This window comes from Corynebacterium haematomassiliense (genome assembly GCF_013978595.1).
Classification (GTDB): Bacteria; Actinomycetota; Actinomycetes; order Mycobacteriales; family Mycobacteriaceae; genus Corynebacterium; species Corynebacterium lehmanniae.
The window spans coordinates 977,977-1,003,159 of sequence record NZ_JACDTZ010000001.1 but is presented as its reverse complement, the minus strand read 5'-3'; the positions used below and the strand labels follow the sequence as shown (position 1 = coordinate 1,003,159).

Annotated in this window: 26 protein-coding genes, 1 tRNA gene and 1 other RNA gene; 17 read left to right on the top strand and 11 right to left on the bottom strand. The window is 67.5% G+C overall.

All coding sequences use genetic code 11. The features are described 5' to 3' along the window. Window positions 1–13: 13 nt before the first annotated feature. From H0193_RS04805 to H0193_RS04785, 5 genes are all read right to left on the bottom strand, one after another. A tRNA-Val gene (locus H0193_RS04805) sits at window positions 14–89 on the bottom strand. A gap of 304 nt (window positions 90–393) precedes the next feature. Further along, window positions 394–822, bottom strand: coding sequence for a hypothetical protein (locus H0193_RS04800; RefSeq protein WP_181888799.1), 429 nt, complete (start codon window positions 820–822; stop codon window positions 394–396). 26 nt (window positions 823–848) lie between these two features. After that, entirely contained in the window at window positions 849–1,775 is a 927-nt protein-coding gene (locus tag H0193_RS04795; protein WP_338026596.1) for an SURF1 family cytochrome oxidase biogenesis protein, read from the bottom strand. A gap of 6 nt (window positions 1,776–1,781) precedes the next feature. Further along, window positions 1,782–2,258 carry a low molecular weight phosphotyrosine protein phosphatase gene (locus H0193_RS04790; protein ID WP_181888798.1) on the bottom strand — a complete coding sequence of 159 codons (477 nt, stop codon included), beginning with the start codon at window positions 2,256–2,258 and terminating at the stop codon, window positions 1,782–1,784. Continuing rightward, entirely contained in the window at window positions 2,248–2,880 is a 633-nt protein-coding gene (locus H0193_RS04785) for an HAD-IA family hydrolase (RefSeq protein WP_181888797.1), read from the bottom strand. Before H0193_RS04785 ends, H0193_RS04790 begins: the two co-directional genes overlap by 11 nt. A gap of 36 nt (window positions 2,881–2,916) precedes the next feature. Here H0193_RS04785 and H0193_RS04780 point away from each other — a divergent pair, with 36 nt between their 5' ends. The 5 genes from H0193_RS04780 to H0193_RS04760 all read left to right on the top strand — a co-directional run bounded on the left by H0193_RS04780 (window position 2,917) and on the right by H0193_RS04760 (window position 7,881). After that, the gene (locus tag H0193_RS04780) at window positions 2,917–4,050 is read left to right on the top strand and encodes a Nif3-like dinuclear metal center hexameric protein (protein WP_181888796.1); all 1,134 of its coding nucleotides are present in this window, start codon (window positions 2,917–2,919) and stop codon (window positions 4,048–4,050) included. A 9-nt stretch (window positions 4,051–4,059) separates the two neighbouring features. Beyond that, window positions 4,060–4,749 carry a zinc ribbon domain-containing protein gene (locus H0193_RS04775; protein ID WP_181888795.1) on the top strand — a complete coding sequence of 230 codons (690 nt, stop codon included), beginning with the start codon at window positions 4,060–4,062 and terminating at the stop codon, window positions 4,747–4,749. Continuing rightward, window positions 4,750–5,892, top strand: coding sequence for a bifunctional RNase H/acid phosphatase (locus H0193_RS04770; protein ID WP_181888794.1), 1,143 nt, complete (start codon window positions 4,750–4,752; stop codon window positions 5,890–5,892). A gap of 184 nt (window positions 5,893–6,076) precedes the next feature. Next, window positions 6,077–6,469: RNase P RNA component class A (gene rnpB / locus H0193_RS04765), an RNA gene on the top strand. A 26-nt stretch (window positions 6,470–6,495) separates the two neighbouring features. Next, complete coding sequence (locus H0193_RS04760) at window positions 6,496–7,881, top strand: RNB domain-containing ribonuclease (protein WP_181888793.1); 1,386 nt, start codon at window positions 6,496–6,498, stop codon at window positions 7,879–7,881. A gap of 10 nt (window positions 7,882–7,891) precedes the next feature. Here H0193_RS04760 and H0193_RS04755 read toward each other — a convergent pair whose 3' ends face one another. Continuing rightward, a complete protein-coding gene (locus tag H0193_RS04755) occupies window positions 7,892–9,052 on the bottom strand; it encodes a galactokinase family protein (RefSeq protein ID WP_181888792.1) in 1,161 nt (386 codons plus the stop codon). Window positions 9,053–9,134: 82 nt separating this feature from the next. Between H0193_RS04755 and H0193_RS04750 the strand changes: the two genes are divergently transcribed. Further along, window positions 9,135–9,341 carry a hypothetical protein gene (locus tag H0193_RS04750; protein ID WP_181888791.1) on the top strand — a complete coding sequence of 69 codons (207 nt, stop codon included), beginning with the start codon at window positions 9,135–9,137 and terminating at the stop codon, window positions 9,339–9,341. A 12-nt stretch (window positions 9,342–9,353) separates the two neighbouring features. Here H0193_RS04750 and H0193_RS04745 read toward each other — a convergent pair whose 3' ends face one another. Next, entirely contained in the window at window positions 9,354–10,928 is a 1,575-nt protein-coding gene (locus H0193_RS04745) for a CYTH and CHAD domain-containing protein (RefSeq protein WP_181888790.1), read from the bottom strand. Between the two features lie 83 nt (window positions 10,929–11,011). On the opposite strand from H0193_RS04745, the gene H0193_RS04740 reads away from it, so the two are divergent. The 8 genes from H0193_RS04740 (at window position 11,012) to H0193_RS04705 (ending at window position 18,947) form a co-directional block, all read left to right on the top strand. Continuing rightward, the gene (locus H0193_RS04740) at window positions 11,012–12,346 is read left to right on the top strand and encodes a glutamine synthetase family protein (protein WP_181888789.1); all 1,335 of its coding nucleotides are present in this window, start codon (window positions 11,012–11,014) and stop codon (window positions 12,344–12,346) included. Continuing rightward, complete coding sequence (locus H0193_RS04735; RefSeq protein ID WP_181888788.1) at window positions 12,343–15,360, top strand: bifunctional [glutamine synthetase] adenylyltransferase/[glutamine synthetase]-adenylyl-L-tyrosine phosphorylase; 3,018 nt, start codon at window positions 12,343–12,345, stop codon at window positions 15,358–15,360. Before H0193_RS04740 ends, H0193_RS04735 begins: the two co-directional genes overlap by 4 nt. A 17-nt stretch (window positions 15,361–15,377) precedes the next feature. Further along, on the top strand, window positions 15,378–15,647 hold the full coding sequence (locus tag H0193_RS04730; protein ID WP_070473614.1) for a hypothetical protein: 270 nt from the start codon (window positions 15,378–15,380) through the stop codon (window positions 15,645–15,647). Window positions 15,648–15,687: 40 nt separating this feature from the next. After that, window positions 15,688–15,924 (top strand): type II toxin-antitoxin system RelB family antitoxin, encoded by a 237-nt coding sequence (gene relB / locus H0193_RS04725; protein WP_070473584.1) that lies wholly within the window; start codon window positions 15,688–15,690, stop codon window positions 15,922–15,924. Continuing rightward, window positions 15,902–16,174, top strand: a complete 273-nt coding sequence (locus H0193_RS04720) for a type II toxin-antitoxin system RelE family toxin (RefSeq protein ID WP_070473586.1) — start codon at window positions 15,902–15,904, stop codon at window positions 16,172–16,174. Before relB ends, H0193_RS04720 begins: the two co-directional genes overlap by 23 nt. 72 nt (window positions 16,175–16,246) lie before the next feature. Continuing rightward, window positions 16,247–17,698 carry a threonine synthase gene (gene thrC, locus H0193_RS04715; RefSeq protein ID WP_181888787.1) on the top strand — a complete coding sequence of 484 codons (1,452 nt, stop codon included), beginning with the start codon at window positions 16,247–16,249 and terminating at the stop codon, window positions 17,696–17,698. A gap of 27 nt (window positions 17,699–17,725) precedes the next feature. Continuing rightward, a complete protein-coding gene (locus H0193_RS04710; RefSeq protein ID WP_181888786.1) occupies window positions 17,726–17,872 on the top strand; it encodes a hypothetical protein in 147 nt (48 codons plus the stop codon). Further along, entirely contained in the window at window positions 17,856–18,947 is a 1,092-nt protein-coding gene (locus H0193_RS04705) for a S1 family peptidase (protein WP_236883412.1), read from the top strand. The genes H0193_RS04710 and H0193_RS04705 overlap by 17 nt, the downstream gene beginning before the upstream one ends. Here the strand turns inward: H0193_RS04705 and H0193_RS04700 are convergent. Beyond that, window positions 18,928–19,662 (bottom strand): hypothetical protein, encoded by a 735-nt coding sequence (locus H0193_RS04700; RefSeq protein ID WP_181888785.1) that lies wholly within the window; start codon window positions 19,660–19,662, stop codon window positions 18,928–18,930. The two genes, H0193_RS04705 and H0193_RS04700, sit on opposite strands and share 20 nt — an antisense overlap. Before the next feature lie 27 nt (window positions 19,663–19,689). Between H0193_RS04700 and H0193_RS04695 the strand changes: the two genes are divergently transcribed. The 3 genes from H0193_RS04695 to H0193_RS04685 all read left to right on the top strand — a co-directional run bounded on the left by H0193_RS04695 (window position 19,690) and on the right by H0193_RS04685 (window position 21,891). Continuing rightward, window positions 19,690–20,214, top strand: a complete 525-nt coding sequence (locus H0193_RS04695) for an NUDIX hydrolase (RefSeq protein WP_181888784.1) — start codon at window positions 19,690–19,692, stop codon at window positions 20,212–20,214. After that, window positions 20,211–20,765 (top strand): GH25 family lysozyme, encoded by a 555-nt coding sequence (locus H0193_RS04690; RefSeq protein ID WP_181888783.1) that lies wholly within the window; start codon window positions 20,211–20,213, stop codon window positions 20,763–20,765. The genes H0193_RS04695 and H0193_RS04690 overlap by 4 nt, the downstream gene beginning before the upstream one ends. Window positions 20,766–20,853: 88 nt before the next feature. Then, window positions 20,854–21,891, top strand: a complete 1,038-nt coding sequence (locus tag H0193_RS04685; protein WP_181888782.1) for an HNH endonuclease signature motif containing protein — start codon at window positions 20,854–20,856, stop codon at window positions 21,889–21,891. A 53-nt stretch (window positions 21,892–21,944) separates the two neighbouring features. On the opposite strand, the gene H0193_RS04680 is transcribed toward H0193_RS04685, so the two are convergent. The 3 genes from H0193_RS04680 to glnA all read right to left on the bottom strand — a co-directional run bounded on the left by H0193_RS04680 (window position 21,945) and on the right by glnA (window position 25,177). Then, the gene (locus H0193_RS04680) at window positions 21,945–22,871 is read right to left on the bottom strand and encodes an SLAC1 family transporter (protein WP_181888781.1); all 927 of its coding nucleotides are present in this window, start codon (window positions 22,869–22,871) and stop codon (window positions 21,945–21,947) included. 162 nt (window positions 22,872–23,033) lie between these two features. Then, the gene (locus H0193_RS04675) at window positions 23,034–23,633 is read right to left on the bottom strand and encodes a VIT1/CCC1 transporter family protein (RefSeq protein ID WP_181888780.1); all 600 of its coding nucleotides are present in this window, start codon (window positions 23,631–23,633) and stop codon (window positions 23,034–23,036) included. Window positions 23,634–23,710: 77 nt separating this feature from the next. Next, window positions 23,711–25,177, bottom strand: a complete 1,467-nt coding sequence (gene glnA, locus H0193_RS04670) for a type I glutamate--ammonia ligase (RefSeq protein ID WP_202032091.1) — start codon at window positions 25,175–25,177, stop codon at window positions 23,711–23,713. Between the last annotated feature and the right edge of the window lie 6 nt (window positions 25,178–25,183).

The following is a 25,183-nucleotide window of genomic DNA, read 5'->3' as shown; positions in this document are numbered from 1 at the left end:
GGGACCATTGATTTGGTGCGCCATGACGGGCTCGAACCGCCGACCTACTGGGTGTAAACCAGTTGCTCTTCCAGCTGAGCTAACGGCGCGCGTAGCAAGCAGAGTAGCAGAGCCTTTACGGGAAGCGAAAACTGCTGCTGGCTGGGTAACTCAGCTCATCTGGGCCTAGGTGCTTACCCCAGGATGCTTACCGGGCCTAGATGCTTACCCGAGGATGCTTACCCGGCCTAGATGCTTACCCGAGGATGCTTACTTCTCGAGTGTAGTGGCGGGCGCGGCCGGAGGTTCGTCGAGAAGTAAGCGTTTAGGAGTAAGCATCTAGCCTGGGGCGGGGTTTCGGTGCCCACAGACCCTGGGCAGGGGCGCCAGCAGAGGAGCGCGGGCAGTGCGGGGCTATAGCGCGCGGGACTCGATGGCGGCGAGGATGGCTAGCTCGAAGCAGGGGGAGGGGCCGTCGAAGGGCACGTCGGCGACGTCCCACTCGGAGAACTGCACCCGGGCGGAGCCGGTCGTGGAGCCTTTGGCGTCGGGGACGACGGCGAGGCTCCAGAGCTCGGCGCCGGCGGCGGCGCAGGCGCGGGCGGCGCGGGTTTCCAGGGAGCCGGGGCGGGCGAGAGCGAACAGAGCTTCGTCGGTGTCTGACAGTCCCGCCACCTGCGCCAACACCGCGAACGGGCGGGTGGGGAACAAGACTGGCTGGTCGGCCACGGCGTCGTCGATGTCGTCCACCTCGATGTCATCCGCGAGGTCGACACCCGCGGATTCGAGGGTGAACAGGGCGGAGTGGAGCTGGTCGGCGGTCGAATTCACGGCGGTAGACATCCGTCCCCTTCAACGATCAAGGAAAGCTAGCGTTCTTCTTCCTTATCGTAGGCCTTGGCCCACGGGTTGGCGCGGGAGGAGCCGTAACGCTGGCGGGACCGGGCAGTGGAAACAGTGGGCACAGCGGGAGAAGGATCCGGGTCGGGGCTGCCGGCGGCGGGGGTGTCGTCGAGAAGCAATTGCTCCTGCTCGGCCTCGAAGCGGCGCCGCTCGCGGGAGTCGGCGTAGAGGAAGTAGATCAGGCCGGCGGGGGCGGCGAAGCCGAACAGGATCCACTGCAGCCCGTAGGACAGGTGGTTGCCCGTTTCGAGCTGCGGCAGCGGGATCGGGTCGAGCACGCCCGGCTCGCCGCCGAGCAGCTGCAGGGACGGCGAGACCACATCGGTGCCGGTCAGCGAGCCGATCTGGGCGGGGCTGATAGAGTAGACCATGTCGTAACCCTGCTCGTGCATGGGCGGGTTGGGGTGCTCGCCTTCGTCGGCGCGCAGCAGGCCGGTGAGGGTGACCTCGCCGGAAGGCGCAGGCTCCACGGCGGGCACCTGGGTGGAGTTTTCGGCTTTCACCCAGCCGCGGTGGACGACGATCGCGCGACCGTCGTCCAGCACAAACGGGGTGAGGACCTGGAAAGCGGGTGTGCCGTCGACGGGCCGCAGGCGCAGCAGCACGTCCGAACCTGTGTAGTGGCCGGTGGCGACCACGCGGGACCACTCGGCGTCCGCCCCCAGGGAGCCGTCGGCACCCACGCGGGAGGACAACGGCTCCGGGTCGTGCTCGAAGGCGGCGGAGATGTGCTCGTTGCGCTCGACCAGCGCTTCGTTTTTGCCCAGCTGCCACGGCGCCAGGAACGTAAACGCGTAGTAGGAGAACACCCCGATGAGTAGCGCCGCGATGACCCAGCCGGGGGTAAGCATCTGCCGCCACCACGGCTTCGACGTCTGATTCTTGGCGCTCACGCCGGGTCAGTCTAGTCGCTCGCGCACCCAAGCAATAATGCCGTCAGCTGCGGACTCGATCTGCTCGCGCACGACGGTGAAGCCCTGGGGCCCGCCGTAGTAGGGGTCGGCCACGCCGGCGCCTTCCTCAGCAGCGGGGTCGAACGAACGGATGAGGCGCACCTTGTCCTCGTCCACGCCGCGTGCGACCAGCTCGGAGACGTGGTTCGTGTCCAGCGCGACAATCAGGTCCGCTTGCTCCTGCTCAAACCCGAACTGTTGCGCGCGGTGCGCCTCGCCGTCGTAGCCGTGGGCGGCCAGCTCGGCGCGCGCCCGCTCGTCGGCTTTCTGCCCGACGTGCCAGCCGCCGATGCCTGACGACGTCACCGTGACCGCGTCCGCAAGCCCCTCCTGCGCCAATTTCTCCCGCACAATCACCTCCGCCATTGGGGAGCGGCAGATGTTGCCGGTGCAGACGAAGTCGATGTGCAATTTAGAACTCACGGATGATCCTTTCCAGCTCGTCGGCGTCGCGCGCCACGTAGTCCGCCAACTCCCACTCATTTTCCGCACCGTAACCCCAGGTCATGGCCACGCTCGGGATGCCGAACGTTTTCGCGCCCTCGAAGTCGTGCAACCGGTCGCCGACCATCAGCGGGCGCTCGGGCGTAGCCTCCTCCAGCACGTGCCGGATCACGTCGACCTTCTTCGCGCGCACCCCGTCGTTCGACGCCGCGCCAAGGAAGTCGATGTGCTCCAGCAGCCCGGCGCGCTCAAGGGCGGCGCGGGCGAAGCGTTCGCTTTTCGACGTCGCCGTGCACACGCGGTAGCCCTCACCCGCCAACCGCCGCACCAGGTCGTCCATGCCGGGGTAGACCTCGAAGCGCTGCCAGCCCTCGCCGGTCATGTAGTCCGAGTAGGCGACCATGGCCTGCTCGACCTGCGCGGCAGTCATGCCCAGCGAGCGCATCGTCTCCGGCATGGGCGGGCCGGGGATGCGGCGGATGAATTCCTCGCTGGGCGTGTCCCACCCAACGGCCTCCAGCCCGACGAGAAAGCCGTGCCTGATGCCGGGGAAGGAGTCGATCAGCGTGCCGTCGACGTCGAAAAGCAAAGTGGCGTTCACACCTGCCTACTGTTCCAAATTTGTAGGCTGGCTGCCATGACAGACGTAACAGTGCAGACAGTTGTTGACGCGCTCGAGGCGGCCTACCCGCCCGCGCTTGCCGAGAGCTGGGACCAGGTGGGGCTGATCTGCGGCGACCCGGATGCGAAGGTGACCAAGGTTGCCTTCGCCCTCGACTGCACCCAGGAGGTGGCCGAGCGTGCCGTCGCCGCAGGTGCGCAGCTGCTGGTCGTGCACCACCCGCTGCTGTTGCGCGGCGTGCACTCCGTGGCGGCGAACACCCCGAAGGGCAAGGTCATCCACACTCTGCTGGCCGGCGGCTGCGCGCTGTTCGCCGCGCACACCAACGCCGATTCGGCCCGCCCGGGTGTGTCGGACAAGCTGGCGGAGCTCGTCGGCATCACACCCGGCCGCCCGATCAAGCCGGTGCTCCTAGACGCCACCGACCGCTGGGGCGTGCACGTCCCGCCAGCCGCCGCCGCGGACCTGAAGCGCGCGCTTTTCAGCGTCGGCGCCGGCGCGATCGGCGACTACCGCGAGTGCGCCTTCTCCGTCGAAGGCACCGGCGAGTTCACCCCCGTCGAGGGCGCGAACCCCACCGACGGGGCCGTGGGCACGCACTACACGGGCGACGAGATCCGGATCGAGTTTGTGGCCAGGGCGGGGGACCGCCGGAGGATCGTCGAGAAGCTGCGCGAAGCGCACCCCTACGAAGAACCCGCGTTCGACGTGGTGCAGATGGCCGACACCAGCGACCTCGATAAAGCGACCGGCCTGGGGCGCATCGGAGAACTGCCCGAACCGATGACGCTGCGCGAGTTCACCCAGCAGGTCGCCAACGCGCTGCCCGAGACCGCGTGGGGCGTGCGCGCCGCCGGCGACCCGGACCAAATCGTGCAGAAAGTCGCGGTCTCCTCTGGCTCCGGCGACAGCTTCCTCGCAGATGTGGCGAAGCTCGGCGTGGACGTCTACGTCACCTCCGACCTGCGCCACCACCCCGTGGACGAGCACCTGCGCGCAGGCGGGCCGGCCGTGATCGACACCGCCCACTGGGCCAGCGAGTTTCCCTGGACCGAGCAGGCGGAGAGTATCGTGGCTCCGTTGAGCGTGGACACCGAGATCCTGCACATCCGCACGGACCCGTGGACCATCTCCGCGCACCCCGAGTAAGGAGAAACGATGCACCTTTCCAAAGACCTGCAGCCCGTCCTCCTGCAGCTCGCGCAGGCAGACGCCGCGTCTTCCCAGCCGCGCGTGCGCCCCGAGGAGCAGGAGCTGCAAAAGCTTATCGACGAGCGCAAGCGCCTGACCGACGCCTCCGCCGCAGCCCAACTCGCAGTCGACGACATGGAGCTGGAGATCCTGCGCATCCAGGAAGACGAGCGGAAGCTGAAGAAGCGCGAGCTGGACGACAAGCGCCAGCTGTCCGCCGAGACCGACCCGGAGCGCCGCAAGGACCTCGAGCACGACCGCTACGCCGCGAAGTCCCGCATTGCGGACCTTTTGTCCGAGCTGAAGGAGGCGCACAACGAGATCGCGGCGCTGCGCAACAACCGCGACGTCCACGCTGCCCGCGTTGACGAGGCCAACCGCAAGGTCGAGGCCGCCCAGCGCGCCGTGGATGCCCTGCCGTCCGAGGAGGTCGTTGACGTCGAAGCCCTGCGTGCGCAGTTGCCCGCCGAGGTATTGACGGCCTACGACGAGATTGGCGCCGCCAAGTTCAACGGCCGCGCCTGCGGCGGCTGCTTCATCCAGCTGCCTCCGGCCGAGCGCGCCGAGGTGCTGGCCGAGCCGGAGGACGCGCTGCCGACCTGCCCGAACTGCGGCACGCTGCTGGTGCGGGTCAACCCGGTTACCGACGAGGCGTAAATGCACGTCAAGATGTACTGCGACGGTGGCTCCCGCGGCAACCCGGGTGTTGCCGGTTCCGGCTCCGTGGTCTACGACGCTGACGGGGAGACCCTCGGCGAGATCGCCTACGTGGTGGGCAAGAAATCCACCAACAACGTGGCCGAATACTACGGCCTGGTGCGCGGCCTGGAGGCCTGCCGTGAAGTCGGGGCGACGCGGGTGGACGTGTTCATGGACTCCAAGCTGGTGGTCGAGCAGATGACCGGCCGCTGGAAAATCAAGCACCCGGACATGCAGAAGCTGGCCCGGGAGGCGCGCGACCTCGCGTCGACGTTTGAGAAGGTCACCTACACCTGGGTCCCCCGCGCGAAAAACAAAAAGGCCGACGAGCTTTCCAACGTGGCCATGGATGCCGCTGCCCGCGGCGACGCACCCGGCATCGTCAAAGGCACTGGCGTGTGGGTGGGGGAGAAGCGGGGGGAACCGGAGGACGTCGAGAAGCAAACGCACCAGACCGCAAGCCCCGCGCACTGGGCGGGCGCCGACGCGCCGCGCACCCGGTTCATCCTGCTGCGGCACGGGCAAACCCAGCACTCCGCTGAGCAGCGCTTTTCCGGCGCCGCAGACCCCGAACTGACCGACACCGGCCGCGACCAGGCGCGCCGGGCCGCCAACGCGCTGCGGGGATTCGGGCGCATCGACGCCGTCGTCGCCTCCCCGCAAGCCCGCGCGCAGGGCACGGCCCGCATCGCCGCGGGCGTGTTGGGGCTCGACGTGGTTGTGGAGGAGGGGCTGCGCGAGATCGACTTCGGCGACTTCGAGGGGCTCACCCGCGACGAGGCCGTGGCGCGGGACTCGGCGGCGTTCGACGAGTGGCAGTCCTCGCCGAACAACGCGCCCCCGGGCGGCGAGTCCCTGACCGCGTTGCACCGCCGGGTCACGCGCACGCGGTCGAAGCTGCAGGAACGCTACGAGGGCCAGAACGTGCTGGTGGTCACGCACATGACGCCGGTGAAGTCGTTCGTCCGCCAGGCCCTCGGCGCCGGGCCGGAGCTGTTCAAGCACCTTTTCCTCGACCTGGCCAGCATCAGCGTCGTGGACTACTACGGCGACTTCGGCGTGGTGCGCTGCGTCAACGACGTCGCGCACCACCGCGGGTAGCTAGATGCTTACCCCAGGATGCTTACCGGGGGAGGATGCTTACTCCTAAACGCTTACTTCTCGAGTAACCGCGAGAATTACTCGGCAACGCTCTCGAGGGATAAGCATCCTGGGGTAAGCATCCTCGACCGATGCCCGGCAGTTCCGTTCCAACCGGCGGAAAGCGTATGCTGTACCTCGCGAATGAGCCGGCCGGGCGGCCGCGGCACCGCGAACCACTCCAACCATGGAACAGGCGCGGGTCGAGGAAAGTCCGGACTCCACAGGGCACGGTGGTTGCTAACAGCAACCCGGAGCGATCCGCGGGAAAGTGCAACAGAAAGTAGACCGCCTCGGCAACGAGGTCAGGGTGAAAGGGTGCGGTAAGAGCGCACCGGCATCTGCGGTGACGTAGGTGGCCAGGTAAACCCCACCGGGAGCAAGGCAAGAGCCCCCGTCGCAAGGCGGAGGTCGTCGGATGTAGGCTGCCCGCCCAGTCCGAAGGTAGCTGCTTGAGGCGCCCAGCGATGGGTGGTCCAGATGGATGGTCGCCGCCCCGCAAGGGGAACAGAATCCGGCTCATAGGCCGACTCATTCGCCCTTTTCGTGGCACGATGGCTGCTTATGAAGCTCTACGCCGCGCCCCTGAACTTCCGCTCGATCGCGCGCGAATTCGACGTGCGCACAACGTTCGCGCCTGAGCTGCACACCGAAGCCTCGCAGCTTCGGGACCGCTTTTCGCAGTTGCGTATCGACGCCCGCTCCGTGCCCCTGGTCACCATCGATCCCGTCGGGTCGAAAGACCTGGACCAGGCAGTGCACATCGAGGCGCGCGACGGCGGCGGCTACGTGGTGCGCTACGCCATCGCGGATGTGGCGGCGTTCGTGGATCCCGATTCTGCGGTGGCGGCGGAGTCGCTGGAGCGCGGCCAGACCATCTACCTGCCCGACGAGCCCGCGCGTCTGCACCCGGAGGAGCTGTCGGAGGGCTCTGCCTCACTGCTTCCCGACGTGGACCGGCCCGCCGTGCTCTGGACCTTCGAGCTGGACGGGCGTGGCGAGGTCGACTCCGCGCACGTCGAGCGCGCGCTGGTGCGCTCCGTGGCACGGCTGGATTATGAGGGCGTGCACGAAGACATGCAGGCAGGGACGGTGCACCCGTCGATTGCGCTGTTGGAGGAGGTCGGGCAGTTGCGGCAGCAGTCTTCGCTGCGCAGGCACGCGATCAACCTGCGCCTGCCGTCGGTGCGCGTGGTCGGCGACGGCGACACCTTCGAGCTGGTCATCGAGCCGCGCCACCCGGTCATGGACTACAACTCGGAGATCTCGCTGCTCACCGGCATGGTGGCGGGACGGATGATGGTCGACGCCGGGGTGGGCTTCCTGCGCACGTTGGGTCCGGCGGATGAGGGCGGCGAGGCGGAGTTCCGTCGAGAAGCACGCAACTTGGGCTACGAGGTCGCCGGCGACATCGGCGAGTTTTTGGCCGGCGTGGACGCCGACACCCCGCGCGGGATGGCGGTGATGCGGGAGGCGCAGAAACTGCTGCGCGGGTCCGGCTACGTGGACCTGTCCGAGAAGCAGGCGGAGGTGCACGCCGGCATCGGCGGGTTCTACTCGCACGTCACCGCGCCCCTGCGGCGGCTGATCGACCGCTACGCCACCGAAGTCTGCCTCGCCATCTGCGCCGGTGAGGACGTGCCGGAGTGGGTCGAGCGCGACGCCCCGCGGGTCATCAAGACGATGGGACGGTCCTCCCAGCTCGCCAACACCGTGGAGAAGGCGTGCCTGCACCTAACGGAGGCGACGGTGCTCGAGCCGTGGGTGGGCCACAACTTCGACGGCGTGACGCTGAAGAGCGGGGAGGACGCGGCGCGCGTGTTCATCGTGGACCCGCCGGTGCTCGCGCCGTCTGCGGGCGCGCCCGAGGAAGGCGAGGAGACGAAGTTCTCCCTCGTGCGGGCGGACCCGGCGGCGCGCGAGGTCGGGTTCGCCTGGCCCGCGGATTAGGGGCCCGCGCCTACCCCTCGAGGCGGGCGGGTTCGCCGGCGGCGACCTCCACCACCTCGAACTCGCGCGCCATCGTCGCCGCGAACGCGTCGGCCTCCTGCACCGGCTCGAACGCGATCACCGCGTCGGAGGTGCCGATGGCTGCAGGACGGGCGGCGACGGCGCCGCGCTTGCGGGCTAGGGCGACCAGGGCATCGGGGGAAGCCAGGTCGTGGGCCTCAGAAGGCGAGTTGAGCAGCGTAAACAGCTCGTTGGCGCGGCGCGAACGTAGGGCCTTCGCCGCGGCAAGCGAGCGCAGCGTCTCCGATTCGCAGAACGTCACCCAGCGCCGCGCGGCCTCCGGCTCCGGTGCGTCCGAGTCACCCGCGGCGCGGCGGGCCTCGACCCATTGGACGGCGCGGCCGGGGGCGTCGGGAAGCTGGCGCAGCGAGGAGACGCCGAAGTTGGAGCAGGCGGCGTCGATGAACGCGCGGCGCTCAGCGATCGCCTCGCGGGACTGCGTAAACGGCACGCCCAGCTCCTGGGACACGGAAAACACGCGCACGCCGTGGCGCGAGGGGTGCGGCGCCTGGGTCAACGAGCCGTCGGCGTAATCCACCACCGACACGCCCTCGGCCCCGCGCAGCGCCACCGAGTGCCGGGCGCGCAGCACCGGCAGCGACGAGTAGGTGGCCACGGCGTGCGAACAGATCTCCGCGAGCCGGGCACGGAACGGGGCGGTGTCCACGTCGTCGTGCTCGCCGGCCAGCGCCAGCGCGATCGCGGCGTCGGCGGCGTACAGCGCGCCCAAACCTGCGCCGACCGGCACGTCGGATTCCACGGTGATGTCCACGCCAGCGGTGTCGCGGGAGAGCACCTGGCGCTGCACCAGCGTGTGCACCAGCCCCCACCAGCGGCGGGCGAGGCCGTCGGCGGGTTGGTCGTCGTAAGGCAATTGTGCCTTAAACTCCTGGCCGAGCGGGCCGTTGGCTGCAATAGAGATCACGCCGTCCGAACGCGGGTGTACCGACGCGGCCGCGCGCAGCGACGCGGTGCCGGCCAGGGTCACGCCGCCGAAGTGGTCGACGTTTTCACCGATGAGCACCCACGTGCCCGGCGCGGATGCGACACGCCCAGACGCTGCGCTAACGCGCTCCACAGGGGACTTGGAGGGGGTTTCAAACAATGCCATGTCACGCTCCTTTTAACCGCCACCACACTACCAACCGCCCCGGTACAGTCGGACGGGTAAACAAACCACGAAAGGAACGAAAATGGCAGACGAGCAGTTCTACTACAACCCGTCCACCGGCGAGGTCACCCAGGGCAAGGAAGCCGCCTGGGACAACCGCATGGGCCCCTACGCCACCCGCGAGGAGGCCGAGTCCGCGCTGCAGATTGCCGCGCAGCGCAACAAGAGCGCCGACAACCAGGACGAGGCGGACGACAACTGGGGCGAGGCCCCGTCCTGGGAGAAGTAGCCCGCCGAGGAACTACGGCTTGATCTTCTTAAACGCCTTGCGCACCTCGCGCACGGCCTCGTCGTAACCGCTTAAAGCCTGCTCCCCGCGGTCGAGTTCGCGCTGGTAGAGCATGCCGTAGGCGAAGGTGTCCTCGCCGCGCTCGCGGGCCTCCTCGGCAAGCCGCTGGATGCGGTCGCGCGAGGTCACGGCGTCCTGGAAATCGCCCAGCTTGGATTGAAGCGCCTTGCACGCCTTCGCCAGCCGCCCCGCCTTCAACCCGGCGTCGGCCGCGGCGTTGGCGGAGTACCGCAGCTTCTTCGCGGCCTTGCGCACGTCGTGGACGTAGTCTTCGCGCTCGTGCAGCGGCAGGTCGGTGTCGTGGTAGTGCTCGTCGACCTTGTCGTGGCGCTTCTTCAGCTTCTTGTAGCCGCGTTTCAGGTGGTCGTAGAGGACCTCCTTCGACTCCGCCGGGGTGTCCTCAGACACCTCTTGCTTTGCGACGGGCGGCTCGGCCAACAACCCATCGATCGCGTCCAGCAGATCCATGAAGCGCTGCGAGTCGAGCATGGCCACGATCTCGGCGTGGGCCTCGTTGTAGTCGCGGCGCATATCGCCGGCGATGTGCGCGCGGGCGGCGTCGTCCACCAGCCCGGACTCGTCCGAATCCAACAGCTCTAAGAAGCGCTCTTCCACCACCTCGGCGTCGCGGGCCACGCCCAAAACGCCGGCGGCGTGCTTGAGCTCGTCTTCAAGCGCGCCGAGCTGCTCGCCCTCCAAAACACCCTCGAACGTCTCCAGCAGGGAGCGCATCTCGCGGGTTGCCACGCGCAGCTGGTGCACCGAGTCGTACTCGTCGGCGCGCACGCGCGGCTCCCACGAAACGATGGCGTCGCGCTGCTTGCGCAGGGAATCCACCACGGCGGCGGCTGGGGAGTCCGCCTCAAGCTCTGCCTGCATGTGCGGCGGCAGGGGAGCGGTCTTCACCGAATCGCCCAACGCGGTGGCCAGCTTCGACGGCGAGGACGACTTGCGCGCGCCCGCCGAGATCAAAAAGCTCGTGCCCTGGTTAATCAGCGTCTCGCCCGCCTCGGTGCCGGCGAGCGCCTCGGCCAGCTCGAGCTCCCACTCGCGCCAATTGGTGCGCTCGCCGCCGGGAAGCAGCGACCAGGCGGTGACGTGGTCGTCGCAGAACTCCGCGACAGCGCCTTCGGCGCCGGAAAGCAAAATCTCAACCCGGCGGTTGTCCACCTGCGCCACCGGCGCCAGCTCCTCGGTGCGCACAATCGAGCGCACCTGGGCCAAAAGTTCCTCGGGCACGGCCGAAGGGTCGTCGAGAGGCATCCGCACCTCGTTGCGGCCGCCCTCCTTCGGCAACTTCAGGTGCCAGCCGTCATCCGCCCCGCCGGTGCGGCGGCGTAGCGTGATCTTGGATCGCGTCAGGCGCAGATCCTTCGTGTCGTAGTACACGGCGGAGAGGTTGTGCTCGCGCATGCTCGCAATCTCCTCCACGCCGGGCAGTTGCGTCAGGTCCGGCATGCCGGTGCCCTCGTCCACCGCGAGTTTGATTTCCACCTCGAGGAACTGCTCGGGTGCTTGTGCAGCCATGATCGTTGTCCTCCTTCAATGGTTTGTTGCTACCAAGCTTAGCCTGCCTATCGACGTCCAAAGGCCCGCTACAGTTGAGCAGCATGAGCGCCCAAACCGACAACGTGCTGCGAATGGTGGAGCAGCAGGACATCGCCTTCATCCGCCTCTGGTTCACCGACATCTTCGGCTCGCTGAAAACCGTGATGATGTCGCCGGCGGAGCTGGAAAGCGCCTTCGAGGAGGGCGTGGGCTTCGACGGCTCCTCCATCGAGGGGTTTTCCCGCGTCTCCGAGTCCGACACCCTGTTGCGCCCCGACCCGTCGACGTACCAGCCGTTGCCGTTCGACGAAGAGGCGGGCCTGCAAACCGCGCGCATGTTCTGCGACATCACCATGCCCGACGGCGACCCGCTTTTCGCCGACCCGCGCCAGGTGCTGCGCCGCCAGATCACCAACGCCCGCGACATGGGCTTCGAGTTCGTGGCCAGCCCGGAGATCGAGTTCTACGTGGTCAAACCCGGCCAGGGCGACCAGCCGCCCACCCCGGCGGACAAGGGCGGCTACTTCGACCAGGCCAAACGCAACGAGGCGCCGAAGTTGCGCCGCATGGCCGTCTCCGCCTTGGAGTACATGGGTATTGTCACCGAGTTTTCCCACCACGAGGGCTCGCCGGGCCAGCAGGAGATCGACCTGCGCCACACCGACGCGCTGACCATGGCCGACAACATTGTCACCTTCCGCTACATCGTGAAGACCGTCGCGGAGATGAACGGCGTGCACGCCACGTTCATGCCCAAGCCGTTCAAGGACCTCGAGGGCTCGGCAATGCACACCCACTTCTCCCTGTTCGAGGGCGACACCAACGCCTTCCACGACCCGGACGACGAGATCAGCCTGTCCAAAACCGGCCGCCAGTTCATCGCCGGTATCATCGAGCACGCGGGCGAGATCTCCGCGGTGACCAACCAGTGGGTCAACTCGTATAAGCGCCTGCAGTTCGGCTCCGAGGCGCCCACCGCCGCCACCTGGGGTATTTCCAACCGCTCCGCCATGGTGCGCGTGCCCACCTACCGCCTGCACAAGGCGGATTCGCGCCGGGCGGAGGTGCGCTCGCTGGACTCGGCGTGCAACCCCTACCTGGCGTTCGCTGCAGTGCTCGCCGCAGGCCTGAAGGGCATCGAAGAGGGCTACGAGCTGGATGAGCCCGCCCGCGACGACGTGTTCGCCCTAACCCGCCGCGAGCGCCGCGCCATGGGCTACCGGGACCTGCCCAACTCGCTGGACCAGGCGCTGCGCCAGATGGAGCGCTCCGAGTTTATGGCCGAGGTCCTCGGCGAGCAGGTCTTCGAGTTCTTCCTGCGCGCCAAGTGGGACGAGTGGCACGACTACACCGCCCAGATCACACCCTGGGAGATCGATACGGGGATTGACCTGTGATTTCACCCGCTAAGCTCGGACTGACCAGCCCGCGCGCAGCAGAGGACATCGAGGAGCTTTCGCTTATCGACGAAGCTTCGCTCTACACCCTCGCCGGCGCAAGCGACCCGGACCTGGCGCTCAACAACGCCCACCGGCTCTTTGACGCGCTTGGAAGCGGCTGGGCGCAGCTGCTCGAGGCGCTGCGCGACTTTCCCGTCTTCCGCACCCGGTTGTTCGCGCTGCTGGGCGGATCCACCGCGCTGTCGGACCACCTGATTGCGCACCCGCAGCAGTGGCGTCTGCTGCTCGAGGACTTACCGGACGAGGCTGAGCTGTACCGCACCATGCTTTCCGCCGTGGGGGTCGACGCTGACGGTCCGGGGTTGTATAAGGCGGGGGAAGGCGAAGTTCACGTCGCTAAGCAAAAGCTCCGCGCCACCCACCGCGACCTGGTGATGCGCATCGCCGCCGCCGACCTCGCCGGCACGTTCGCCGCGGTCAAGGGCTACGGCGAGGGCGAATCCATGAGCTACAGCTACACCACCGAGCGGCTCACCTGGCTCGCGGACGCGGCGCTGACGGCCGCGCTCGCGGTGGCGGTGCGCGACGTCTACGGCGACGAGGAACCGGACGCGCAGCTAGCCGTGATCGCCATGGGCAAGTGCGGCGCCGGCGAGTTGAACTACATCTCCGACGTCGACGTGGTGTTCGTGGCCGAGCCCGCCTCGCCGAAGATCACGCGCGTGGCCGCGGAGATGATGCGCATCGGCTCCGCGTGCTTTTTCGACGTGGACGCGAACCTGCGGCCGGAAGGCGCCTCCGGCGCGCTGGTGCGCACGCTGGAATCGCACCAGGCGTACTACCGGAAATGGGCCGAGACCTGGGAGTTCCAGGCGCTTCTGAAGGCGCGGCCGCAGACCGGGACCATGGAGTTGGGGCGGGCGTACTCCGAGGCGATCGCGCCGCTGGTGTGGGAGGCCTCCCAGCGCGACTCCTTCGTCGAGGACGTCCAGGCAATGCGCCGGCGCGTGTTGGAAAACGTCCCGGCCGAGGTGCGACGCCGCGAGCTGAAACTCGGGCCCGGCGGGCTTCGCGACGTCGAGTTCGCCGTGCAGCTTCTGCAACTCGTGCACGGGCGCATCGACGACACCCTGCGCGCCCGCAACACCTTGGAGGCACTCACTGCCCTGGCTAAGGCCGGATACGTCGGCCGCGACGACGCGCGCGTGCTCACCGAGGCCTACGAGTTTTTGCGCCTGTTGGAACACCGGCTGCAGCTGCAGCGCTTCAAACGCACCCACCAGCTGCCCGAGCCGGACGACGAAAAGCGCAACCGCTGGCTCGCCCGCGCCGCCGGGTTCACCGCCAACCACCGCGGCACCGCCCCGGACGCGATGTACCGCGAGCTCAAACGCGTGCGCCGCGACGTCTCCGACCTGCACGAGCGGCTGTTCTACCGCCCGCTGCTCGGCGCGGTGGCCGACATGTCCGTCGGCGAGGCCACCCTCTCCGCCGACGCGGTGAAAGCCCAGCTCGCCGCGCTCGGCTACCGCCACCCGGCGCGCGCCTTCGACCACCTCTCCGCGCTGGTCAAGGGCACCTCGCGCAAGGCCAAGCTGCAGGCGATCCTGCTGCCGTCGCTGATGCACTGGCTCGCGGACACCGCCGACCCCGGCCAGGGGCTGTTGAACTACCGCAAGCTTTCGGACGCCGCCGTGGACCGCAGCTGGTTTCTCCGCATGCTGCGCGACGAGGGCGTGGCGTCGCAACGCCTCATGCATATCCTGGGCACCTCGCCGTACGCCTCCGACCTCATCATTTCCGCGCCCGACGTGGTCAAACTCCTCGGCGACGGCTCCAACGGCCCCCGGCTGCTCGACGCCGCCCCCGACCAGGTCCACAAAGCCATCCTCGCCTCCGCCAAGCGCCACCAGGCCGACCCGGACAAGGCCGTCGCCGTGGCGCGCTCCCTGCGCCGCGCGGAGCTCGCCCGCATCGCGTCCGCCGACCTGCTCGGCTTCATGGAGCCGCGCCAGGTCTGCCTCGAGCTGACCTACGTGTGGGAGGCCGTGCTTGAGGCCGCACTTCGCGCCGAGGTGTACGCCGATCTCGCATCCTCGCCTTACGACGAGCCTCCCGCCCGCATCGCCGTCATCGGCATGGGCCGCCTCGGCGGCGCCGAACTCGGCTACGGCTCCGACGCCGACGTGATGATCGCCGCCGAGCCGAGCGAGGGGTCCGACGGAGGAAGCGACGCGATCGCGTGGGCGGCGAAAATCGTCGACCAGATGCGCGCCCGCCTGTCCAAGCCCTCCGGCGACCCGCCCCTCGAGGTGGATCTGGGCCTGCGCCCCGAGGGCCGCTCCGGCGCGGTGGTGCGCACCATCGCCAGCTACGAGCGCTACTACCGCGAGTGGGGCGAGGTCTGGGAGCGCCAGGCGCTGCTGCGCGCGGCCGTCGTCGCCGGGGACCGCGGCGTGGGCGACGCGTTTTTGGAGGCCATCGACGCCTTCCGCTACCCAGCCGGCGGCGCCAAGCCTTCCGACATCCGCGAGATCCGCCGCATCAAAGCCCGCGTGGACAACGAGCGCCTGCCCCGCGGCGCCGACCGCGCCACCCACACCAAGCTCGGCCGCGGCGCGCTCGCGGACGTCGAGTGGACCGTGCAGCTATTGACCATGCAGCACGCCCACACCCACGAGGAGCTGCGCACCCCGTCCACCCTCGACGCGCTGGACTTCCTCGTCGAGCTCGACGACCCGTCCGTCATCCGTGGCTCGCACGCCGAGATACTGCGCACCGCGTGGCTCACCGCCACCCGCGCCCGCAACGCCATCGTGCTCGTGACCGGCAAGCGCACCGACCAACTTCCCGCGCCGGGCCCGCAGCTCGCGCAGGTCGCGGGCTCGGCCGGCTACGACCCCGACGACCAGCAGGAGTTCTTAGAGGACTACCTGCGCATCACCCGCCACGCCCACAAGGTGGTCGAGGAGGTGTTCTGGGGAGAGGTGCCGTCGCACGAGTTCGATTAGGCAATATGCTCGGGGTCATGGCAGTGAACATGACCATCGACCTGAACAACGCCACCTTCGCAGACCTGGTTGCGCTGGTGGACGCCGCGCGCGTGGCCGGCGTCGACCCCAAGACCGGGCTGGAGCTCGACGGCGAGACGCTGAGCATCACCGTCGAGCCGACTACCCGCACGCCCGCGCGCGAGCAGGCGCCCGAGAAGGAGCGCACCGTGCCGCCGCTCGGCGACGCCGCGATTCGCTCGGTGGTGGATATTTTGACCGGCCGACAGGAACCGCCCCGCCGGTAGGGGCTTCCGCTGCTGGTCAATCGAGTGTAAAAATATTCACATGAGCGGATCAGTAATCAGTCTTCGCGTAGACGAAGACCAGAAGAGGCGATTGGACGCGCTTGCCCGGCGCACGGGCCGCCCAGCCTCTTATTACGTGCGCGAAGCGCTGAGTGCGCACCTCGCGGAGCTGGAGTACGTCGACGTGCTTGAAGCGGAAGCCGATGCGATTCGGCGTGGCGAGCTTCCAACCATCTCCCTCGAGGAGCTAGAGAATGAGCTCGGATTGGCGGATTGAGTTTTCGCCACGTGCAGCGAAATCGTTTCGCAAACTCGACCGAGGCGAGCAGAAACGGATTCAAAGTTTTCTCCACCGACTTCGAGCCGCTTCCGACCCACGGGGAAGTGGCAAAGCTCTGGTGGGCACCAAACGGGGGTTGTGGCGCTGGCGGGTGGGGGACTACCGAATCATCGCAGACATCGTGGACGACAAAGTCCTGATTATGCTGATCGATATCGGCCACCGATCGTCCGTCTACAAGCACTAGTTGCCCTCCGCGGCTGTAAGTATATCCCCGGATCAGGCCGGGCAGAGGCACCCATGACGTAGACTGCGCGGGGTGGACTACATCTCAACTCGCGACGCATCGGCGCAGCCGCGCTCCTTCACAGACATCCTGCTCACAGGCTTAAGCCCCGACGGCGGCCTGTTCATGCCGGCGGTGTACCCGTCCATCACCCCGGACCTTCTGAGCGAGTGGCGCGAGCTTTTGCTTCACGACGGCTACGCTGCTCTCGCCGCCGAAGTGCTGAAGCTTTACGTCGACGACATCCCCGAGGCGGACCTCGAGACCATCGCGCGCCGAGCGTACCGCACCCCCGTCTTCGCCGACGAGGAGATCGTGCCGGTGACCCGCCTGAACGACACGCTGCACATCGGCCACCTGTCCGAGGGTCCGACCGCCGCGTTCAAGGACATGGCGATGCAGCTGCTCGGCGAGCTGTTCGAGTACGAGCTGGCCCGCCGCGGTGAGGAGATCAACATCCTGGGCGCGACCTCGGGCGACACTGGCTCGTCGGCCGAGTACGCGATGCGCGGGCGCGACGGCATCCGCGTGTTCATGCTCACCCCGGCCGGGCGCATGACGCCGTTCCAGCAGGCGCAGATGTTTGGGCTGGACGACCCGAACATCTTCAACATCGCCCTGGACGGCGTGTTCGACGACTGCCAAGACGTGGTCAAGGCCGTCAGCGCGGACGCGGGGTTTAAGTCGAAGTACTCCATAGGCGCGGTGAACTCCATCAACTTCGCGCGCCTGCTCGCGCAGGTGGTGTACTACATCGCGACCTACCTGAAGGTCACCGAGACCAACGACGAGCGCGTCTCGTTCTGCGTGCCCACCGGCAACTTCGGCAACGTGTGCGCGGGCCACATCGCGAAGCAGATGGGCCTGCCCATCGACCGCCTCATCGTGGCCACCAACGAAAACGACGTGCTCCACGACTTCTTCGCGCGCGGCGAGTACCGCCCCCGCTCCGCCGCGGAGACCTACGCGACGTCCTCGCCGTCGATGGACATTTCGAAGGCGTCCAACTTTGAGCGGATGCTTTTCGACGCCACGTTGCGCGACTCCGACCTCACCCGCGAGCTGTTCGCCAACAGGGTGAAAGACGGCGGCTTCGCTGCCACCGATCTGGGCGGGGAAGAGGCGATGGAGCGCATCCGCGGCGAGTTCGGCTTCGCCTCCGGCACTTCCACCCACGCCGACCGGGTGGCCACCATCAAGCGCGTGCACGACGAGTTCGGCGTGCTGGTGGACCCGCACACCGCCGACGGCGTGTTCGTCGCCAAGCAGCTTGCGGACGAAGTGGACACCCCGATCGTGGTGCTGGAAACTGCGCTGCCGGTGAAGTTCGCCGACACGATCGCCGAGGCGATCGGCAAGGCGCCGGAGGTGCCGGAGCGCTTCGCCGGCATCATGGACGCGGAGCGCCACGTGACCGACCTGCCCAACGACGCTGAGGCCGTCAAGGCGTTTATCGCCGAGGCCATCGAGGGCACTAACGTCTAGGGCACACCAAGGAAGGAGTGGGCGCGCATGGCACAGGAGCAGTTCGCAGGCCCGGAGCACTACACCGACTTCGACCCGGAGAAGTTCATCCGGGACATGAAGATCATGGCCGAAGAGAAGGAGAAGGACGGCGAGTCCGGCGACGAGGGCTCGGCGGTTGACGCCTCCGAGTAGCCAGGGCGGTTCAGCCAAGCGCTACCAGCCCGAGCAGGGCCCGCAGTGGCGCTTCCCGGACATGCCCGGAGAGCCAGCGCCGCAGCGGCAGCAGTACCCGCAGCACCCGCTGAAGTTCCCCGACATGCCGGGCCCCGGCTCCACGGCTCGGGCGCGTCGCAGCGGGCTGCAGACGGGCGGGTGGATCACCGTCATCGTCGCGACGGCGATGATCGTGGGCATCGTGGTGTGGCTGGGCCTGAACGCGTCGAAGGTCCCCACCGGCACGGTGGAGGAGCGCGAGGCGCTGTCCGAGGTGCAAACGCCTGACGACGACGCTCCCGCGCCGGAGAACGAAAACAACGTGCTCGTGCCCGCGTTCGCCCCCTGGGCACCGGGGACGAAGATCCAGACCACGGACCACCGCCCGGCGCCCGGGGAGCATTTCACGGCGCAGTCGTGCACCGCGGCGTTTTCGTTTACCGGCAAGGACGGCCGGGCGTATGCGGTGACCGCCGGCCACTGCGGCCGCGAAGGCGACCTGGTGTGGCCCACCAACGCCTCCACCGCCTTCGACTACGCCTCCGAGGTCGGCCACTTCATTTTCTCCGGGCTGTATTCGCAGAACACCCCGGAGACGGAGGGCGCGGACGTCGGCATCATCGAGATCACGGACCCGGACCGGTTCATGGACATGGTCGGCGTGCCGATACCGACTGGGATCGGGGAGGGCCTTGGGCCCGTCGATAGGGTGTGCAAAACGGGCGCGACCACGGGCTACACGTGTGGCGATTTCGAGGACACTGAGCGGGTGCAGATAGTCAACCTCGACCCCGGCGTGGAGGACGAGACCTTCGGCGACATCGCCGCCGTGTGCGCCGCCTCCGGCGACTCGGGTGGGCCGGTGTTCGCCGACGTCAACGGCCGAGCCACCGTCATCGGCGTCGTCTCCGGCACGGAAGCCGGCCGCGCGGGCGAGGAGTGCTACGAGGGCATGGAGGATCCGCACCTGATGAGCTACTCCAACGTCAATCAGGTCATGGCCGTGATCCGTCACGCGGTGCCGGACGCGGAGTTTATTCCCCGGCGTTGGTGACAGGGTTGGCGAGCAGCGGCCAGCGCTTGAGGTGCTCGCCGGTTTCCTTGTCGTTGTCCACCACCACGACCTCGTCGTCGGTGTAGCCGTTGAACGTCACGCGGTCGATCTCGTCGGGGCGCTCCACATCGAGCCACCGCTTCGACAGCGCGTCGGCGTCGTCCACGTCCATCCAGTTTAGGGTGATCACGCGGAAGTGGTTGTGCGACGCGTAGTCCACAAACGACACCGAATCGGCGCCCTCTGCCACGCCGAAATCGATGTACTGGGCGAGGGTCTCCGGAGGCAGCGTCGAGAAGCAAAAGCCCCAGAAGTTAAAGCGCATCCCGCTTTTCGACGTCAACGTCACCGTATCCAGACAATTCTGCTCCAGCAGACGCGACAGGTGGCCCGCGATCTCGGTGGAGTCGTCGAGGGCGCCGTCCACGACGTCGCCGCGCATCATCGCTCCCGAGTTCGTCTCGCCCACGCGCACGTTGTCGATCAGGTTCGGTCGGATGCTCGCCGCGACGTTGCCCGGATCCGCCGGCGCCGGGTTGAACGGGCGCTCCGGCTGCGGCAGCTCCGCGGCCGCCGGGGAGCTCGCCGTGGTGCGGCTCGCCGCCATCGCCACCCCGAAAATCACCAGGATGACCAGCGCGCCGTACGCCGCGACGAACAGGGGCGCGGGGACGCGTCTGACCCAGGGCTGCTTGTCGGAAACGGCGGTGCTCATAATTTCAGGGATTGTACACTTGCCACCATGCCTATCCCGGAGTTCATCGTGGAAACCCGCAAGAAAATCGGCACCGACCTGATGTGGGTGCCCGCCGTGTGCGCCGTCGTGCTTCGCGACGCCACCGATGCGTCACCGTGGGCCGTCCCCGAGGTGCTGCTGGTGCGCCGCGCCGACAACGGCGAGTGGACACCTGTGACCGGGATCGCGGACCCGGGCGAAGAGCCGCACGTCGCCGCGGTGCGCGAGGTGCTGGAGGAAACCGGCGTGCGGGTGACCGCCGCGGCGATTTTGGGCGTCGGCGCGCACGGCCCGGTCACCCACGCGAACGGGGATAAGGCCAGCTACATGACGGTGCAATTGCGCTGCGAGCCGCTCGACCCCACCGCGGAACCGGTGATCGGCGACGATGAGAACACCGAAGCCGGCTGGTTCCCCATCTCCCAGATGCCGGTGCGCGACCCGAAGTGGCGCCTGGCCATCGCGGACGCCGCCTCGCAACGCCGCCACCCGGGCAGCTTCGCGCCGCGCATGGGGCTGACCAAGCGGTGAGGCTCGGCGTCGACGTCTCGGAGCACCAGGCCGGGCTCGACGTTTCCCGCTTCGACTTCGTCATCGCCCGCGCCACCGACGGCACGTACCAGGACGCTGCGTTTTCGTCGTTCGCCCCTTTCGCGACCGCGGCGTACCACTTCCTGCGCGCCCCCTCCGAAGGGACCACCATTGCGGCGCAGGTGTCGGCCGCGCTCGAGGTTCTCGGGGGCCGCCGCTTGCCTCTGTGGCTCGACGTCGAGTCCCCCGCGGGGCTTTCGCTTCTCGACGTCCGCTCCGCCCACCACTCCTTCTCCTCCGCAGGCGTCGAAGTAGCTGGAGTCTACACGAACGCCTGGTACTGGCGGCGGCACATGCTGTTCGCGGACGTGGCCGAGTTCGGTGCGCTGTGGCTGGCGCAGTGGGGCTCGAACCCGGTGGTCGACGTTTCGACGCCTTTGGACGTGGGGGCGTGGCCGCGCCCCGTCGGCCTTCCAACGCCCACAGTGTGGCAGTTCACCTCGCGCGGCCGCGTAGACGGGACGGACGTAGATTTAAATTTGGCCCTGTGAACTGCGCTTTGTGAATTTCTCAGGTTCAGTTATCCACAATTCGCCGCGGGTCTGGTGTTGGGGGTTGCGCTGGCTTAGCTTTCGGTGCATGAACTTCACTGACTTTGTTTCCGCAGGCGTGGCCGTGCTCGCCGACTTCGACCGCGACGTAGCCATGGCCGCCGGCCTATCGTCTGGCCGTGTGCGCGACCTGGCGCGGGTGCACCACGCGTATTACGGGCCGACCCAGTTCACCCGCAAACAACGCGACGCACTCGCCGCCGCGGAAGGCTTGCCTGTGGACCAGCTCGTCCACATCGAGAAAAAGTTGCTCGCCGTCGAAGGCGCCGCCGAACGCTGGCGCATTAGGTTGGATTTGGTGCGCCACCGCGGCTCCTACCGGGTGTTGACCAAGCGGATCAAACGGTTGATCAAACAACCCGTCAAACCCGCCCCACCCTCGTGTAAGTTCAGCCGCTCGAAAGCGGGCATGCGCACCATGATCCTCACCTACAACGAGCGCGACCTCGCGGACCTGGAGCACCTGCTGCGCCAACTCATCGACGCCGACGACCCCGCCGCCGCCCAAATGGCCCACACGCTTATCGGCATCCTGCGCGACGGCAAAGGCGTGCCGAAGGCGAACTTCCGGCCGATCATCCTGGTGCCGATCGCCGACTGGGCCCGCATCCAATCAGGCCACGCCGACGAAGTCACCCTGATCTGCACCGACGGCACCACCATGACCGGTGCCGAGTACATGGAGCACGAATTCGGCGACATACTCGAAGTCGCCGCGTTCCACCCCCAGGAAGGCCCAGTCAACCTGTACTACGGTCAGCGCTGCGCCAACGCCAAGCAAAAGGTCATGTCGAAGCTGCTCTGCCCGTCGTGTGCGTTTCCCGACTGCAAACACTCCGCAGAGACCACCCAGACGCATCACATCAATGCGTGGCGCTACGGGGGAATGACCAACATGGACAACCTCGCCGAACTGTGCCCCTTCCACAACGGGGTCAACGCCGACAACAGGCAAGGCCCGTTCGGCTACATCGACAACCCCAACGCCCGCATCCACTGGGTCGCGCCCAACGGCACACGCGTCCCCATGACCACCCCAGGCGCCATGGAGCTGCTCTTCGACTAACCCCTGAAACGCCAAAACCCGCCCCACAAGGCGGGCGATTTGGCATGCCGTTTTTACCGGCGGCCTTCTATCGTCCAGCTGATGAAGCGGCCGGAACACAGCGACCAGTGCACGATGAGCAGGAACGGCAGCGTCAACGCGACGACGTCCAGCCAGTGCGAGCCGTTGACAAGCGCGACCTGGTGCCCGCCCATGCTCACCGTGCCCGGCGGGAAGGTGCACGCCCACCAGGCAGGTGTGTACTCCACCCAGCGCGCGACATTGGGGTAGAAGTTCCACATCGCCCAAATACCCAGCGGGATGGCCAACACCAGTGCGACGTAGCCGTAGTGGATGGAGAATGTGCCGGGGAACAAAATCTGCATCGCGGTGGTGGATTGCCCGATCACGCCGAGCGGCACCCATGCGGTCGCCGACAGCGGCCCTGAAAGGTCCACCTTCCCGTGCCACGCCGCCCAGTACACGCGGGCGAACGTGGGCACCGCGGTGAACAGGGACATCAGGAAGAACACGGTGCCGAGCACGTGGTAGAACTGCCCGTAGTCGCGGGCGAGCCAACCAGCCACCGACGCGGAAATCATCGGGCCGACCAACGGCAGGCCCCAGGTGAACTTCGGCGCGCCCTCGAAGCGGCTGAGCTGGATAGCCCAGGTGATGACGGTGACGGGGGCTCCGACCCAGAAGCCGATGAGGCGGTAGACGCCTTCGTCGGTAAGCCCGGATAGCGCGGCACCCAGTGCGAGGATGCCGATGAAGAACATCGACCATTCCGCCATGGTGGTGCGCTCGAAGCTGGGGTGGCGGTAGCGCGCGAACCCGTACACGAGCACGACGAGGATGAAGCACGCGATCGCGGCGAAGACGGCGGCGAAGAACTGGTGGTCCATTTCTACGAGCAATCGCGACACGATTGAGGTGCCCATGAGGCTGCCGCCCCACGCGGGGCCGGGCGGTGGCAGTTGGCGGAACTTGTCAGTCACTCAGCGCATGGTAATCCCTTTTTTGGGAAGGTGCTCGCGCGGCCCGCCGGGAGGGACCCGTTGCACAAAAACGGCCCCGGCAGCTCAAAACCCGACCTGCGGTTTTGCGCCGATTCGGTCGGGTTCTGGTTGGGCAGGTCACTGTTGGACCGCGGTGTGTTTCTAACCCACGTTCGCTCCGAACAGCGAGCCGATGGCGAACGTTGCCGCCAGCGCGATGGTGCCGCCGACCACGATGCGGGTCACCGAGCGGGCGACCGGGGCCTCGCCGAGCTTCGCGGACAGCGCGCCCGTCAGCGCGAGCGCCACCAGGGTCAGCACGAAAATCGCGGCGATGCGCCAGGATGCGGGGGCGAGCAGCGCCGTCGCAAAGGGCAGTGCGGCGCCGAGCAAGAACGACAGGAAGGATGCGATGCCCGCGGACCACGGGTTGACCTGCATCTCCTCGGACATCCCCATGGCGCGCTCGGAGTCGCGCTGCGAGGACACTGAGACGTATTCGCCCAGCGCCATCGACACCGCGCCGCCGATCACCGCGGCCAAGCCGGACATCGCGATCGTGGTCGCATCGGACGTCGCGCCCGCCACGCCGACGACCACGGCGGCGGTGGAGACGATGCCGTCGTTCGCCCCGAGCACCGCCGCGCGCAGGCGGTTCAGCCGCTCGCCGGTGCCGGGCTCATGCCTATCGACGCCACCTTCCGCCGTGCCCGGACAATCAGCCGGGCAGTCGGGGTGGGGGCGGTTCAGCAGATCAGTCATGACCCAATCATCGCCCGGCCCGGTCACCCCCCGCAAGGAAGTTCGGCCTGCCTTACTGCAGGTCAGGCTATGCAAACCTAGCAGTCGAAGTACATCTCGAACTCCTGCGGGGTGGGACGCAGACGCACCGGGGTGATCTCGTTGTCGTACTTGAGCTTGATGTAGGTCTCGATGAGGTCATCGGTGAACACGTCGCCTTCGGTGAGGAAGTCGTGGTCCGCCTCCAGGGCCTTGAGCGCGGCCTCGAGAGACGTCGGTGCCTGCGGGATGTCCTTGGCTTCCTCCGGCGGCAGCTCGTAGAGGTCCTTGTCCACCGGGGCGTGCGGCTCGATGCGGTTCTTGATGCCGTCGATGCCCGCCATGAGCATCGCCGCGAAACCGAGGTAGGGGTTGCCCGACGGGTCCGGTGCGCGGAACTCGATGCGCTTGGCCTTCGGGTTTGCGCCGGTGATCGGGATGCGGATCGCGGCGGAGCGGTTGCGCTGCGAGTACACCAGGTTGATCGGCGCCTCGAAGCCCGGCACGAGGCGGTGGTAGGAGTTCAGCGTCGGGTTGGTGAACGCCAGCACCGCGCCGGCGTGCTCAAGCAGGCCGCCGATGTACCAGCGTGCGATGTCGGACAGGCCGCCGTAGCCGGACTCGTCGTAGAACAGCGGCTCGCCGTCCTTCCACAGGGATTGGTGGGCGTGCATGCCGGAGCCGTTGTCGCCGGCGAGCGGCTTGGGCATGAACGTGGCGGTCTTGTCGTACAGCGTCGCGGTGTTCTTCACGATGTACTTGAAGTCCTGCAGGTCGTCCGCCGCGTGCAGCAGGGTGTTGAAGCGGTAGTTGATCTCCTGCTGGCCGCCGTTGCCCACCTCGCGGTGGAAGCGCTCGATCTCAAAGCCGGCGGCGGCGAGGTTGCGCACCATGGCGTCGCGCACCTCGACGGTCTTGTCGTACGGCGGGACGGGGAAGTAGCCGCCCTTCCAGCGGTTCTTGTAGCCCAGGTTCGGCGAACCGTCGGCCTCGACCTCGTTGCCGCGGTTCCACCAGCCTTCCGCGGCGTCGATCTCGTAGAACGCGGCGTGGCCCTCCACCTCGTAGCGGATGGAGTCGAACAGGTAGAACTCCGCTTCGGCGCCGATGGAGCAGGTGTCGGCGATGCCGGTGGAGCGCAGGTATTCCTCCGCCTTCTTGGCCACGTTGCGCGGGTCGCGGGAGAACGGCTCGTGGGTGAACGGGTCGTTGACGAAGAACTTCACGTTCAGGGTCTTGGACCCGCGGAACTGGTCCAGCTTTGCGGTGGCGAGGTCCGGCATGAGGGTCATGTCGGATTCTTCGATGGTGGTGAAGCCGCGGATGGAGGAGCCGTCGAAGGCGAGGCCTTCTTCCATCACGTCTTCATCGAACATCGATGCCGGGATGGAGAAGTGGTGTTCGATGCCGGGCACGTCGGTGAAGCGCACGTCGATGAATTCCACCTCCTCGTCGGCGATGAATTTCTTGACGTCTTCGATGTTGTCGAAGGACACGGGTGGTACTCCTCGTTGTGTGTCGGACATAAGCGG